Raw genomic sequence first — 14,096 nt, forward strand, 5'->3', positions numbered from 1 at the left:
CACCGTACGGAAACGGCCGCGACTTAGCGTCGGCACGATGGCCAGTCCCTCAGGGAGGTTCGAGAGTGTTCAACTCCGCCGACGACGTCCTGAAGTTCATCAGTGACGAAGGGGTGCAGTTCGTCGATGTCAGGTTCACCGACCTGCCGGGGACGACGCACCACTTCACCTTCCCGGTCGAGAACTTCGGCGCGAACGTCTTCACCGACGGGCTCATGTTCGACGGCTCGTCCATCCGCGGCTTCCAGGCGATCCACGAGTCGGACATGCTGCTGCTGCCCGACCCGTCCAGCGCGGTGCTCGACCCGTTCCGCCAGCACAAGACGCTCAACCTGAACTTCTTCGTGCACGACCCGCTGACCGGCGAGGCCTACAGCCGCGACCCGCGCAACGTGGCGCGCAAGGCCGAGGAGTACCTCAAGGGCACCGGCATCGCCGACACGGCCTACTTCGGCCCCGAGGCCGAGTTCTACATCTTCGACGACGTGCGCTTCGAGACGAAGGCCAACGCCGGCTACTACTACATCGACTCCATCGAGGGCGCCTGGAACACCGGCAAGCGGGCCGAGGGCGGCAACCTGGGCTACAAGCCGCGCTACAAGGGCGGCTACTTCCCGGTCCCGCCGATGGACCACTTCACCGACCTGCGCTCGGAGATGGTGCGCAACCTCATCGAGTGCGGCATCGACGTCGAGATGCAGCACCACGAGGTCGGCACGGCGGGCCAGGCGGAGATCGACTTCAGGTTCGGCACGCTGCTCAAGACGGCCGACAACCTGATGCTCTACAAGTACGTCATCAAGAGCACCGCCCTGGAGTACGGCCACACCGTCACGTTCATGCCCAAGCCGATCTTCGGTGACAACGGCTCCGGCATGCACTGCCACCAGTCGTTGTGGAAGGACGGCTCGCCGCTGTTCTACGACGAGGTCGGCTACGCGGGCCTGTCCGACACCGCCCGCTACTACATCGGCGGCCTGCTGCGGCACGCGCCGTCGCTGCTGGCCTTCACCAACCCGACGGTCAACTCCTACCACCGCCTGGTCCCGGGCTACGAGGCCCCGGTCAACCTGGTCTACTCCCAGCGCAACCGCTCGGCCTGCGTGCGCATCCCGATCACGGGGTCCAACCCGAAGGCCAAGCGCATCGAGTTCCGCGTGCCCGACCCGTCGTGCAACCCGTACTTCGCCTTCTCGGCGATGCTGATGGCGGGGATCGACGGCATCCGCAACAAGATCGAGCCGCCGGAGCCGGTCGACAAGGACCTCTACGAGCTGCCGCCGGAGGAGGCCCGCCAGGTGCCGCAGGTGCCCGGCTCGCTGCCCGAGGTGCTCGACGCGCTGGAGGCCGACCACGACTACCTGCTCGAAGGCGGCGTGTTCACGCCCGACCTGATCGAGACGTGGGTGTCGTACAAGCGGGAGAACGAGGTAGACCCGATCCGCCTGCGGCCGCACCCGCACGAGTTCGAGTTGTATTACGACGTCTAAAGACGGGTTTCTCCGGCCTCGACAATCTTTCTGAGGACGGGCGTTGACCCGGGGGAAAACGTTCTCGTCCTTACGCGAGACCGAACGGGAACGGCCCGGCATCGAGTGACGATGCCGGGCCGTTCCCGATGTGCCGCGAGAATCACGGCACACGATGTACGGTCGATCAGCTGCGACCAAGGGTTCCGCGACCGTCCCGCTAACCCCTAGCCATTACGACGCCACACTCGCTCCGCCAAAAAAGGAATAGCGGCGATCTTCTCAGGGCTCAAGCGTTCCCATGACAGGCCCGTTGGTCGCTTCGGTGAGCCGCATTCGATGACCCGCTCAGGCGTGACGATGAAATCCGCACGAAAATCATGCTCATCCTCAGGCAAGTCCTCTTCGAGCACTTGGAGCTCGTGAACAGTGGTCACGATGGTGGTCTTGCTCGTCAGCAGGCCCGCCTCGGCCAGCAATGCGACCTCGATATCGGAGTAACCCGCACCCTTACCCAGGCGTACTCCGGCCCGGTTCACGGCCACGCTGCCGCACACCACGAGGTCGACTGGTCTCATCTCCTCCACACCGACCTTTCGGGCTACACGGGCTGCGACAGCTCGGTCAGCGGCCTCCTCGGCCGGCATGGATAGATCGTGCGGGTCGAGGAGGTAGAACGGCGGCACCGTGGCCAGTCTCGGCACAGCCATGTAAACGATCTTGCCTGCTTTGAGGGCACGCACCCTCACGGGAAGCTGCGCTCGGTCTGGTACAGCCTTCACAACCCGGCCACGCTGCCATGACGAAAGCGCCGTCAACCGCTCGGCGGCCTCGTCAGCACCCCTGAAGTTCGGGATGTAGCCGCGTGCTCCAGCCCCGGCCGCTCCATACTGCTCAAGGAGCGCCCACACCCGTTCGCGTACAGCCTGCTTCGCCTGGTCAATGCCAGCCACGTCGTCCCTACCCCATGGTCATGAGACTCAAGAGCCTGTCCTGCACGTCCTGCACCGCTGGAACGTCCGGCCAGGAACGCAAATCGCGACTGGCCCTGAAAACGATGTTCAGGCCACCGCCGCCCCAATTGACCTCGATCACGTCTATGGCTTGGTGCAACCTTGCCGCCGCAACATCCAGGTCGCCTTGCCGAATCGCGGCCAACGCCAGATTGCCCAGCACAATCGCGCGCGCCTTGGACTGGTCATCCAATGCCAGCGCCGTACGTTCGAGCAATGACCGTGCACGCCGGTGATCCTTCAAGAACAGATAGCACGAGCCGGCCATTCGACTGAACTGACTGGACGAGAAGAGGTCGATCGCAGCATCGGCGTCATCTACCCGGCCGAAGCAGGTATCGGCTTCGGCGAGCGCCGCTTCACATGCGGCTCGTGCGCTCAACATGGCATGTGCCTCAGCCAAATGCAGCAGGGCCAAGCCGCGCAGTACCTCACTGGCGTGCATGGTGATCTCCGCAGTCTGCTGGGCAAGAGTGAGCGCGGTACGCGGGCTTTGCTCGCCGTACAGGACCACGATCGTCTTGCGCAGCAAGGCGAGCCCTTCTGCTACCGGATCACAGCACTGACGTGCGGCTCGCAGCGCCTGGTCGAGGTATAGGTGGGCCGTCGCATGGTCACGTCGCTGAGAGGCGTCCCAGACGAGTTGGCCCATGAGAGTGGCGGCTTCAGCTTCCACGACGGACAGTTCGCGCCGGACGCGCCCATTGAGGCTGTGCGCGCTCAGGAAGCGAACCTGGGCGAGGTACTGCCCAGCATCGGCCAAGAGCGCGGTCGATGGTTCGCAGACGTACCGGTCATCGAGCTGGTGGACCTGGAGCCGTAGGTGGGCCACAGCGACCAGGTCGAGGCGAGCGGGGAGGTGGGCGGTCAGTACGAAGCGCTCCTGGTCGTCAGTCGCGCCCTGGGGCAGGCGCCACATCGCGGCGGGCGGTGCGAGGGCCACCAGTTCGCCGCCTGCCGCGAGTGCTTTGTCCAGTGCGGTGGCGACCGCCAGGCTGGGTGTGCTCCGTCCGTGTTCGAGATCGGAGATGTAGCTCTTGCTGCAGTTGGACAGCCGGGCAAGATCACGGACGGACATGCCCGCGTCCAGGCGTAGACGCCGAAGTGCCCCGTCGAACAGTTCTGCGTCCATGAGGTGCTCCCCATCGCATCGCCGAGTGTCCGCCGGGTGTCCGGAACTGCTCCGGACACCCGGCGGACAAGCAACCCCTAGCCATTACTGACGGTCCTGACAACGCTACTCCTGTGAGCTGCTTCTACCAGCGCCCTCACGACAAAAGGCGGCCCCGGCCCACCGCTCGCGAACTCCGGCGGAAGTTCCAGGGCCTTGATCAGGAATAGAGGTTCTGCCCCATGCGGAAGCGTAGAGCCGTCCGGTGGCGGTGGCCGAGGCCCTCCCGGCGCCCCCACCCGCTCGGCTGCCTTCAACAGGTTCCGGTGACCAGACGAGATATGGCCGGACCAGCGCGGGCAACGCGCCGGCATCCGCCGCCCTGCGCACGTCGTCATCCGCGAACGCAGGCACGTCCACTCGCGGCCGGCAGGCCGCGAGCCCATCGAGGTCCCACTGCGGCCTGCTCGGGCAAAGGTCGCATCCGATCGACACAGGACGCGTGCTTGCTCACGTCCAGATGGACCAGCGTTTCCACGTCCCTGCCGGCCCCGCACACCGTCCTGATCCTGCTCGGCCCGCTCCGGTGAACGGTCGCGGGGAGAGAGCAGGTGACGGAACGAATCGGCCGAGCGCCACGGCCGAGTAAACATATCGCTTCGTCCCGGGTGTGGGAACCGCAGCGGGCCGCCGGAGGCGGAACGGTCCGTATCTGGCACACGTCATGCTGTGGCGCCTACGAATTGGCCAGCCTCGGGGGCCAATACTTCGTGCTCCGTCAGGACGGCCGCGGTGGCTACGAGGAGACCGCGCGCGGCGTCCACGCTCACGCCCTGGCGGCCTACATCGAGCTCGTGACCGAACACCGCCACCCCCACGGGCGGAGAGGAGAGCCCGCCGAACCCGGCCCTCTCCTGGAAGTCCCCGAGCAGCCCGGCCGGCCGTCGATCGAGCGGCGGGCCGGGTGACCGTAGCGCCGAACCGGCGCACGGGCCACCGACGCCCCGGTACCTGCCGGGGCCGAAAGGAGAAACACACATGGATTTGTACGCGCTCCCGCTCGGCGAGCTGGAGTTCAGCCGCCGGTGCGGCGGCAACCAGCAGAACGAGGACGGTGAGTCGTGCGTCGAGATCGCCCCGATCCCGGGCGTCGAGGACGTGTTCGCCCTGCGTGACTCGAAGAACCCGAACGCCGGGACGCTCCGCTTCACCCGGAACGAGCTTCACGCCGCCGGCATGACCACCATCTGAACCATCCGATGACAGGGGTGGTCCCTGCCTGACCGAAACAAGCAGGGGCCACCCCCTGAAGACCACTCTACGGAGCAGCATGCATTGGCACGCCTACCAGTGGACCGGCTCTGGGGTCGAACGCGGCGACGAGGCCGGGCGGCGGCCCTCCTCCCCCGATTTCCCCACCTCGCCGCTGCCGCCCATGCGCACCGGCGACTGGCTGGCCAAGCCGTCCGCTCGCGTCGCGGGCACGTTCGACGACGTCACCGCCGCCGTCAAATGGCTGGCCGACCAGTACCACGTCGTCTCCGGCCTGCTCCTCCACCCCGATCGCGTCCCGCTGGACGACCGGCTCGGCACCGCCCGCGACGCCATCTCCCGAGGGGTGGACGTGCAGTGGGGCGAATGGCTGCACGGCGGCCGGTTCGCCACGGTCGGCATGATCTGCTGCCCCAACCGCCACGTCCCCCACCCCTGCCCGACCCGCGCCCGGTGACGACTGCCACACGGCGTATCCGCAGCGCTTCTCCGTGCCGCAGAAGCGCTGCGGCGGCCCTAAGGCGAAGGGGCCGTCCGCGTTTCGCGCGGCGATAAACGCAAAATGCTCACCTCACGACATTTCCTGACAAAGTCGGGCCGCTCGGGCGGGAGACAAATGCTACCTTTCCCCTCCCGCCTATCAATGATCATGCGATGCCTGGATACTGTCGCCATGTCACGACGGAAGCTTATGTGGGCGGGGGGCGTCGTCACCGTCGGCGCGATGGCCGCTCTGGCCGTCTACTTCGCCGTGGTCGGCCTTGAGCGGGCCGAGAAGATCGCCACTGTGCTGGCGCTGTTCATCGCCCTGGCCGGCCTGGCGCTGGCCGTTCCGGGCCTTCTGGAAATGCGCCGGGATTCGGCGCCTCCCGGCGAACTCGACCCGCCCCCGCCTGCCGGGAAAACGAAGGAACGCTCCTCGCCCGGGAATCGCACGGTGAACCTGAACGGCCCGAACAACATCTACAACGAAGCGCCGTCCCGGATTCACATCGAGAACTACAAGAAGTAATCAGGAACGACGCGAAAGACGATGGAGTTCGCTGCGAGGATCTGTGTCACATAGCGACGATGTCATTGTTGCCATTCTCCGCAAGATCGCCGACGGGACCCACGACGACCGGGACATCGACTATTTGAAGAAGTCGATGCGCTCGTCCGACAGGAACGTCGTCCTCTTCGGAGACACCACCGTGTACCTGGAGCAGGGCGGGGAGGTGGTCATCAACTCGACGGTGGTCCGCGGCGCGGACGCCGACGCCATCGGCGACGTCGTACGGGACCTGCTGGACGAGCACGACGAGGACATCCCCCGTGGCTCGCTGCGCAGCGTCGGCGGCTTCATCTACGGCGCCGGCTTGCTGATCGGCGTCGGCAGCGTCGGATTCAGCATGATCAATAGCGCCCTCGGCGGCGGCCGTTCGTCCCATGACGTCTTTCCCAACGCGTTCATCGGGCTTTTCGTCGGCGCGATCGTCACGGTGGTCGGCCAGCTCGTCAAGGAGTCCGAGAAACGCCGCGACCGCGCGCGGCGGAGAAACGGCGGCGGCAGCGCCGCCGCCCGCCGGACCGGGCCCGCCCGCGGATCCGGCGGGTCCTTCGCCGGAGGGCTGTCGAAGCTGGTGGAGATAGCGGGAGTGGTCATCTGCTTCATCGGCATCTATCTGTTCGTCTCCCCCGCCTTTCCCCTGTCGAGCGGGGAGATGACCATCACCGAACTGGCCGCCAAAGGATGGCCGCCGCCGATGGCCATGCAGGGATTCGCGGTTCTCGCCGCAGGAATGGTCGTGGCGGCCGTGGGCAAGATCATGGGCGGCTGGACCAGGAAGTGAGCCGGGCCTGCCGCGCCGTCAGGCGTTCTCGCCGGACGCGGATGGGGTCGTGAAGCACCAGAGGAATGATCTGGCGGGTGGGGCGGAACGCGGTTACGGTGATCCCAGATCGCGCGGCCGGCGTCCCGCCGATCGCGCCCGAGGGATCTGGAGGACCTTCATGAAGCTCAGGCGAGGGGTGTTAGCCGCGGTACTGACCGCGGGCGCTCTGTGTCTCGTCTCGACTCCGGCTCACGCCATCCCCCCGCCGCCGCCCGGCGGCGACCTCCTCGTCGTCTTCGCCTACTTCAACGGCGATCAGCTCGTCGGCCAGCGCTGGTTCGGCTGCGGCCAGCCCGCCGGCGAGTGGGGCGTCCTGTCGGGCACCCAGAAGGTCTACTTCACGCCCTGCTGAGCCGTGAGCGGGGGCCGCCCCGTGGTCAGAAGTCGAAGCGGGGCGACGACGCGGTGAGGATCTCCGACTTCGGCGACACCGGCCACAGGGCGGTCAGCTCGTCGTAGAGGGCCGTGGCCAGGCGTTCGACGTCGGCGCGGGCCGTCTCGTGCAGGGCCTCGGCCACGATGAGCACGTCGGTGGTGGTGTCGCGGACCGCCGACAGGCCGCTCTGCCGGTTGGTCCAGCGGCGCGCGTGCGCCCGGTCGCCGGCGTCGGCGAAGATCACTTCTCCGGCGGCCGGGTGCTCCGTCTCGCCGGAGAAGGTCAGGTACGTCTCCTCGCCCGAGGCGTACCGCACCTCGAGGAAGCCGGAGACGCGGGAGACGTCGAACACCGCCACCGGCACGGCGAAGGCGACCGAGACCGCGTTGCACAGGTCGATCAGGGGATGCAGGCGCGGCAGCGCGCCCTCCTTCCTGAAGCGGCGCAGCAACGACTCCGACGCGCACCGGTACTGCGTCGGCTTGAGCCCCATCCGCGTGAATGCCCGCCGCCACGCCTGGATCTCGGGCAGCTCGCTCTCGGGGGCGGCCCGCCGGGCGGCCAGGTCGCAGTAGCGGGCCACCTGGTCGTCGACGCGGGCGGCGGCGTCGACGCCCGTCGCGTGGAGCGCGAAGGGCACCAGGTCGGGGAAGTCCCGCCAGATGTCCGCGGAATGCTGGAAACGCACTGTCACCTCGCCGGTCGTCTGACTCGTGCGCCTCACGATACTGCGGCGGGCTCCCGGCGTCCCCGCGCGGCGTGCCGGGCGCGGGCGGCGGCCAGGGCGTAACAACCGAACGTCGCCGCCGTCAGGACGGCCGCCGCGACCAGGGGCCGCCCGACGACGCCCAGCACCGCGACGCCGAGGGTGGCGCCGACCTGGCGGGAGGCGTTCAGCACGCCGCCCGCGGTGCCCGCCGTGCCCGCGGGGGCGGCGTTCACCATGCCCGCCATCAGCGCCGGGAACACGAACGACAACCCGAACCCCATGACCACCAGCCAGGGCGCGAGCACGTCGGTGAAGGCCACCCCCGCCAGGCCGGTCGCGAGGAGGGCGAGACCGCCCAGGATCGGCGGACGGGGGCCGTAGCGGGCCACCAGACGGCCGGTGAGCAGCGGGTTCACCGTCATGGGCAGGGTGAGCGGCAGGAAGGCGAGCCCGGCGGCGACCGGGGTCAGGTGGCGGGTGTCCTGGAGGAGGAGGGTGAGCACGAACAGCGCGCCGGAGAAGGCGAAGTTGGCGACCGTCCCGGCCAGCAGCTCCGGCCAGGTGGCGGCGAGCAGGCCGCCGGGCAGGGCGGGGGCGTGGCTGCGGCGCTCCACAAGCACCAGCGCCACCAGGACGGCCACGGCCAGCCCGGCGGCGGGCGCGGAGGAGTCGATGAGGGCCTCGGCGACCAGGCCGAGCAGCACGCAGGCCAGGGCCTGGACCTGCCAGTCGATGCGGCGGGACCCGCGCGGCGAGACGACGGTCCGCATGATCAGCAGGCTGGCCACGGCGAAGGGCACGTTGACCAGGAACACCGCGCGCCAGCCGGACAGCCCGACCAGGACGCCGCCGAGCAGGGGGCCGGCGGCGAGCGCCGAGCCGGTGAGCGCCGCCCACAGGCCGGTGGCGCGGGCGCGGGCGGCGGGCGCCGGGAACAGCTCGGCGAGCAGCCCGAGCGAGCCGCCGGTGCACAGCGCCGCGGCCACGCCGAGCAGCGCGCGCAACACGACCAGCACCCCGAGGTCCGGCGCCGCCGCGCTGAGCAGCGACAGCGCGCCGAACAACGCCACCCCGGCCTTGAAGACGCGGGCCGCGCCGAACCGGTCGGCCACGGCGCCGGCGGTGAGCAGCGACGCGGCGAAGGCGACGGTGTAGGCGTTGACCGCCCACTGCTGCCCGGCCAGCGAGCCGCCGAGGGAGGCGCGCAGGTCCGGCAGCGCGATCGTCAGCACGGTCGTGTCGAGGATCACCAGGAAGTAGGCGAGGGAGAAACCGAACATTCGCATGCCCACAGCCTGCTGAAACGCCGCTTTTCCCCTCAACAGGCGCCGCCGTACGGGGCATTCGGGAAAACCTTATGCTGCTTTATATGGACTTGCGGCAGTTGAGGGGCTTCGTCGCCGTCGCGGGGGCGGGCACCGTCACCGGCGCGGCGAACGCGCTCGGCCTGGCCCCGGCGTCGGTGTCGGAGCAGGTGCGCAGGCTGGAAGGCAGCCTCGGCGTGCCGCTGTTCGAGCGCACGCCCCAGGGCATGCGCCTGACCGAGGCCGGCGCCGCGCTGCTCGGCCGCGCGCAGGGCCTGCTCGACCACGCCGAGGAGGTGCGCCGCGCGGTCACCGGCCGGCGCCGCCGGGTGCGCGTCGGCGCGCTGGAGATGCTGGCCGCCGCCCGGCTGCCCGCCGTGCTGCGCCGCCTGTCCGAACGCCGTCCCGACCTGGACGTGGACGTACGCTCCCTGATGCGGCAGGACCTGCTGGCCCAGGTGGCCTCCGGCGACCTGGACGCGGCGCTCCTGCTCGACCTCGGCCCGCGGATCGGCGGCCTCGGGTTCACCCCGCCGCCCGGCATGGACTTCCTCGACGTCGGCGAGGTCGCGCTGTCGCTGGTCGCCGCGCCGGACGGCGAGCGGGAGCCGCTGCTGGTGAGCCCGCCCGGCTGCTCGATCCGGCTCGCGGCCGACCAGGCGTTCGGCCCGGACGTGCCGCGCCGGGAGCTGACCAGCATCGCCACCGCCCGCGAGTGGGCCAGGCAGGGCTTCGGGCAGGCCCTGCTGCCGGACTTCGCGCTGGGCGCCGACCTCGCCTCCGGCGCGCTGGTCGCGCTCGACTGCCGGGCGCCCGCGCTGGCCCTGCGCCTGGTCTGGCTGCGCGGGCGCGAGGAGTCGCTGCGGGACGTGCTGTACGCCATGAGCGCCTGACCCGGCGGCCTGCTCACTGGTCCTTGCGCCGGGCCTTGATGCCGGTGATGCGGCGGAACACGTCCCACCAGAAGGGGGCGCCGAACAGCAGGGCCACGTACGTCAGCAGGTAGCCGGGCCAGTGGCTGGGGGTGGTGAGCCGGCTCCACCAGGTGGCGCCGTTCCAGTGCAGCGTGGGGTCGCCCTCGGCCGGGATGGCGATGCTGACCAGCGCGTGCTGGAGCATCTGGACCATCGCGGGCTCGCTGAGCGTCTCGGTGATGCACGGCACCGGGTCGGACTGGCCGCATCGGGCCTTGAGCTCGTCGTAGGCCGCCGGGCCCGCCTCGGCCACGGCGGTCACCGAGGCGCGGAAGGCGTTGTCGCGCAGCAGCGTCTTGCCGTACTCCAGGCCGTCCATGGTGAACAGCAGCGTGACCAGGAGGCCGAGGACGGCCACCACCCACTTGACGTAGCGCCTGTACAACATCGACAGGCGTTCCATCTCGCCGTCGAACCAGGTCTCGACGCCCTGCCTGAACCGGTCGAGGTCGCGCTGCGCGGTCTCCCAGACGCCGCGCAGGTGGCCGTACAGGGGGCTGCCCATCTCCTTGAGCTTGGCCAGGAAGCCCTCGACGCCCTCGGGCTCGGCGGCCGCCATCTCCATCAGGGCGACGGCGAAGCGCCCCGGCGGGATGTTCGCGATGCTCGTCCGGCCCTTCGTCGGGTGGTCGATCTCCTGGACGCGTTCGTACAGCAGCTTGACCATGGCGTCCTGCGCCTTGGGCTCGGCGGCCGGCAGCGTGCCGGGCTCGGCGGGCGAGGGCTGGTCGCTGTGGACGGGCCGGGGGTCGCGGGAGAACGGCAGCGCGGCGAACACGTCGCGCACCTTGGCGGGCAGCCATGACCTGCCCTGCGCGTCGGCGCCGTCGAGGGTGTCCCTGAGGTAGGCCCACAGGAACTTGCTGCGGATGGCGAGCAGGCGCACGAACGCCTCGTTGACCCCGCTCACCAGCAGTGAGAGCAGCAGGAACGACACCACCAGGCCGAGGGCCAGGTCCACGTAAACGGATAACACCTGCGCCTTGATACACCCGGCCGCGGACCGGGATCAACCCCCGTAGAAGACGCGCTCGACGACCTGGCGGGCGCGGCGGGTGACGCGGCGGTAGTCGTCGAGGAAGTCCTCCGAGCCGTCGGGCGGGTAGCCGAGCGTGCGGGCGATGAGCCGGCGCTCCCCCGCCTCGGCCGGCACGCTGTCCCCCGGCCTGCCCCGGACCAGCATGATCGCGTCGCGGACCCGGGAGGCGAACCGCCACGCCTCGGCCAGCACGCGCTCGTCGGCCGGGTCCAGCAGCCCCTCGGCCGCCGCCGCGCGCAGCGCCCCGATGGTACGGGTGGTGCGCAGGGCCGGCACCTCGCCCGCGTGGCAGAGCTGGAGGAGCTGGGCCACCCACTCCACGTCCGACAGGCCGCCGGGGCCGAGCTTGGTGTGCAGGGCGGGGTCGGCGCCGCGCGGCAGCCGCTCGGCCTCCATGCGCGCCTTCAGCCGCCTGATCTCCCTGACGGCGTCCTCGCGCAGCCCGCCGGCCGGGTAGCGCAGCTCGTCGATGACGGCGGTGAACGCGTCGCCGAGCGCGGCGTCACCGGCCGAGAAGCGGGCGCGCAGCAGCGCCTGCGCCTCCCACGGCGACGACCAGCGGGCGTAGTAGGCGCGGTAGGAGGCCAGCGTGCGCACCAGCGGGCCCTGGCGGCCCTCGGGGCGCAGGTCGGGGTCGATGAGCAGCGGCGGGTCGGGCGCGGGCAGCGACAGCAGCCGACGCAGCTCGTTGGCCACGGCGAAGGCGGCGTCGGTGGCCTCCCGCTCCTCGACGCCGGGCAGCGGCGCGTGCACGAACATCACGTCGGCGTCGCTGGCGTACGAGCACTCCATGCCGCCGAGCCGGCCCATGGCGATGACCGCGAACCTGGTCACGTCGGGGGCCTTGGCCAGCGCGGCGTCGAGCGCGGCCTGGAGGGTCACGTCGGTGAGCGACGACAGGGCCGTGCCGACGGTCTCGATGTCGAGGAGGCCCGAGATGTCGGCGACGGCCGTGCGGAACAGCTCCCTGCGGCGCAGCCCGCGCACGGCCGCCACCGCGGTCTCCGGGTCGCCGGCGTGCCGGGACACCGCGGCCGACGCCTCGCCGCGCAGCGACTCGGGCGGGCGCACGGCAAGCTCCGCGTCGGAGCCGAGCATCGCGACCGCGTCGGGGGCGTGCATGAGCAGGCCGGTGGCGTAGCGGCCGGTGCCGAGCACCCGGGCCATGCGGGCGGCCACGGCCGTCTCGTCGCGCAGCAGCCGCAGGTACCAGGGGGTGCTGCCGAGCTTGTCGCTGACCTGGCGGAAGCCGAGCAGCGCCGCGTCGGGGTCGGGCGTGTCGGCGAACCAGCCGAGCATGACGGGCAGCAGCGTGCGCTGGATGGCCGCGCGCCTGGACACGCCCGTGGACAGCGCGGCGATGTGCCGCAGGGCGCCGTTGGGATCGACGTAGCCGAGCGCCTCCAGCCGGGCCGCCGCCGCGGCCGTGGACAGCCGCGCCTCCGACTCCGGCAGCCGGGCCACCGCCTGGAGCAACGGCCGGTAGAACAGCTTCTCGTGCAGCCGCCGCGCCTCCATGGCGTGCCGCCGCCACCGGGCGGTGAACTCCCCCACCGGGTCGGCCTGCATGCCGAGGGCGCGGCCGAGCCTGCGCAGGTCGGCCTCGTCGGTGGGCAGCAGGTGCGTCCGCCGCAGCCGGTGCAGCTGCAGCAGGTGCTCGACCTGGCGCAGGAACGAATACGCCTCGGCGAGCCCGCGCGAGTCGTCGCGGCCGACGTAGCCGCCGCGGGAGAGGGCGGCCAGGGCCGGGAGGGTGGCCCGGCGGCGCAGCAGCGGGTCGAGCCTGCCGTGCACGAGCTGCAGGAGCTGGACGGCGAACTCGATGTCGCGCAGCCCGCCGGGCCCCAGCTTGAGCTGCCGCTCCCCCTCGGCGCGCACGTGCGACTCGACGCGGCGGCGCATGGCCTGCACGTCCTCCACGAAGTGCTCGCGGGTGGCGGCCGTCCAGACCAGGTCGTTGACCGCCTGGACGTAGGACTCGCCGAGCTCTTGGTCGCCCGCCACCGGACGGGCCTTGAGCAGCGCCTGGAACTCCCAGGTCTTGGCCCAGCGGCGGTAGTAGGCCAGGTGGCTGGCCAGGGTGCGGACCAGCGGGCCGGACCGCCCCTCCGGCCGCAGGCCGGCGTCGACCTCCCACAGCGAGCCCTCCTGGGTGGCCGCCGTGCAGGCCCGCATCATGGCCTGGGCCAGCCGGGTCGCCGACCGCAGCGCCTTGGTCTCGTCGGCGCCCTCGCGCGGCTCGGCGACGAAGATCACATCTACGTCGCTGATGTAGTTGAGCTCGCGCGCGCCGCACTTCCCCATGCCGATGACCGCCAGGCGTGCCTCGGAGTCGTCGACCTCGGCGCGGGCGATCGCGAGGGCGGCCTCCAGCGCCGCACCGGCCAGGTCGGACAGCTCGGCCATGACCTCCGTGAGCGTGGCCTGCCCGGTCAGGTCGCGGGCGGCCAGGTGCATGAGCCGGCCCCGGTAGGCCACCCGCAGCGCCACCAGCGGGTCGGGGGCGCCGGCGCGCGGCTCGGGCTCGCCGGGCTCGGCGCCGACGGCGCGCAGCAGCGCGGCGCGCGCCTCGCCCAGCTGGGGCTCGGCCAGCAGGGCCGTCTGCCCGGGGTGGCGGACCAGGTGCTCGCCGAGCGCGGCGCTGACGCCGAGCACGGCGAACAGGCGCGTCCTGAGCCGCTCGTCCTCGCGCACGGCGGTCAGAACGGCCGGCTCGCGCTCGGCCAGGCGGGTCAGCGAGACCAGGGCCAGGTCGGGATCGGCCACGGCGACCAGGAACTCCAGGAGGTCGTCGAGGTCGGCCGGGGTGCGGTCGAGCAGCTGCGCGGCTCTGGCCCCGTCGGCGAAGCCGAGCTTGGCGAGGCGTGCGGCGGTCGATTCGATCCTGGGCACCTGCCCATCTTGACAGGTGGCTTCGGGAAAGCCGTAGAGTACAACGCAACGTAGCGTTGCGTT

The 14,096-nt window shown here is 70.7% G+C and carries 14 protein-coding genes; 8 read left to right on the forward strand and 6 right to left on the reverse strand.

Annotated features, from left to right (window positions below; translation table 11 throughout):
* The first annotated feature begins 65 nt into the window (after nt 1-65).
* Nucleotides 66-1,490 carry a type I glutamate--ammonia ligase gene (gene glnA / locus AB0J71_RS01205; RefSeq protein ID WP_352323044.1) on the forward strand — a complete coding sequence of 475 codons (1,425 nt, stop codon included), beginning with the start codon at nt 66-68 and terminating at the stop codon, nt 1,488-1,490.
* Between the two features lie 206 nt (nt 1,491-1,696).
* Here glnA and AB0J71_RS01210 read toward each other — a convergent pair whose 3' ends face one another.
* Together AB0J71_RS01210 and AB0J71_RS01215 are read right to left on the reverse strand one after the other, a co-directional pair.
* On the reverse strand, nt 1,697-2,422 hold the full coding sequence (locus tag AB0J71_RS01210) for a 5-formyltetrahydrofolate cyclo-ligase (RefSeq protein ID WP_352323043.1): 726 nt from the start codon (nt 2,420-2,422) through the stop codon (nt 1,697-1,699).
* A 7-nt stretch (nt 2,423-2,429) separates the two neighbouring features.
* Nucleotides 2,430-3,614, reverse strand: coding sequence for a helix-turn-helix transcriptional regulator (locus tag AB0J71_RS01215; protein ID WP_352323042.1), 1,185 nt, complete (start codon nt 3,612-3,614; stop codon nt 2,430-2,432).
* 749 nt (nt 3,615-4,363) lie between these two features.
* On the opposite strand from AB0J71_RS01215, the gene AB0J71_RS01220 reads away from it, so the two are divergent.
* From AB0J71_RS01220 to AB0J71_RS01245, 6 genes are all read left to right on the forward strand, one after another.
* Nucleotides 4,364-4,561, forward strand: coding sequence for a hypothetical protein (locus AB0J71_RS01220; RefSeq protein ID WP_352331366.1), 198 nt, complete (start codon nt 4,364-4,366; stop codon nt 4,559-4,561).
* Between the two features lie 70 nt (nt 4,562-4,631).
* A complete protein-coding gene (locus AB0J71_RS01225) occupies nt 4,632-4,844 on the forward strand; it encodes a DUF397 domain-containing protein (protein ID WP_352331368.1) in 213 nt (70 codons plus the stop codon).
* 79 nt (nt 4,845-4,923) lie between these two features.
* Nucleotides 4,924-5,322 carry a hypothetical protein gene (locus AB0J71_RS01230; protein WP_352331370.1) on the forward strand — a complete coding sequence of 133 codons (399 nt, stop codon included), beginning with the start codon at nt 4,924-4,926 and terminating at the stop codon, nt 5,320-5,322.
* Nucleotides 5,323-5,538: 216 nt separating this feature from the next.
* On the forward strand, nt 5,539-5,877 hold the full coding sequence (locus tag AB0J71_RS01235; RefSeq protein WP_364390736.1) for a hypothetical protein: 339 nt from the start codon (nt 5,539-5,541) through the stop codon (nt 5,875-5,877).
* 43 nt (nt 5,878-5,920) lie between these two features.
* Entirely contained in the window at nt 5,921-6,697 is a 777-nt protein-coding gene (locus AB0J71_RS01240; RefSeq protein WP_364390738.1) for a hypothetical protein, read from the forward strand.
* A 160-nt stretch (nt 6,698-6,857) separates the two neighbouring features.
* Nucleotides 6,858-7,091, forward strand: coding sequence for a hypothetical protein (locus AB0J71_RS01245; protein WP_364411878.1), 234 nt, complete (start codon nt 6,858-6,860; stop codon nt 7,089-7,091).
* Between the two features lie 25 nt (nt 7,092-7,116).
* On the opposite strand, the gene AB0J71_RS01250 is transcribed toward AB0J71_RS01245, so the two are convergent.
* A complete protein-coding gene (locus tag AB0J71_RS01250) occupies nt 7,117-7,839 on the reverse strand; it encodes a phenylalanine--tRNA ligase beta subunit-related protein (RefSeq protein WP_364411881.1) in 723 nt (240 codons plus the stop codon).
* Nucleotides 7,836-9,110, reverse strand: coding sequence for an MFS transporter (locus AB0J71_RS01255; protein ID WP_352330721.1), 1,275 nt, complete (start codon nt 9,108-9,110; stop codon nt 7,836-7,838). Before AB0J71_RS01255 ends, AB0J71_RS01250 begins: the two co-directional genes overlap by 4 nt.
* An 83-nt stretch (nt 9,111-9,193) precedes the next feature.
* Here AB0J71_RS01255 and AB0J71_RS01260 point away from each other — a divergent pair, with 83 nt between their 5' ends.
* Nucleotides 9,194-10,021 carry a LysR family transcriptional regulator gene (locus tag AB0J71_RS01260; RefSeq protein WP_364390742.1) on the forward strand — a complete coding sequence of 276 codons (828 nt, stop codon included), beginning with the start codon at nt 9,194-9,196 and terminating at the stop codon, nt 10,019-10,021.
* 13 nt (nt 10,022-10,034) lie between these two features.
* Here AB0J71_RS01260 and AB0J71_RS01265 read toward each other — a convergent pair whose 3' ends face one another.
* Nucleotides 10,035-11,078 carry a hypothetical protein gene (locus AB0J71_RS01265; protein WP_352329488.1) on the reverse strand — a complete coding sequence of 348 codons (1,044 nt, stop codon included), beginning with the start codon at nt 11,076-11,078 and terminating at the stop codon, nt 10,035-10,037.
* A gap of 33 nt (nt 11,079-11,111) precedes the next feature.
* On the reverse strand, nt 11,112-14,033 hold the full coding sequence (locus AB0J71_RS01270; RefSeq protein ID WP_352329486.1) for a bifunctional [glutamine synthetase] adenylyltransferase/[glutamine synthetase]-adenylyl-L-tyrosine phosphorylase: 2,922 nt from the start codon (nt 14,031-14,033) through the stop codon (nt 11,112-11,114).
* Nucleotides 14,034-14,096 lie beyond the last annotated feature (63 nt).

The sequence above is a fragment of the Nonomuraea sp. NPDC049637 genome, from assembly GCF_040675235.1.
In the GTDB taxonomy this organism is placed as follows: domain Bacteria; phylum Actinomycetota; class Actinomycetes; order Streptosporangiales; family Streptosporangiaceae; genus Nonomuraea.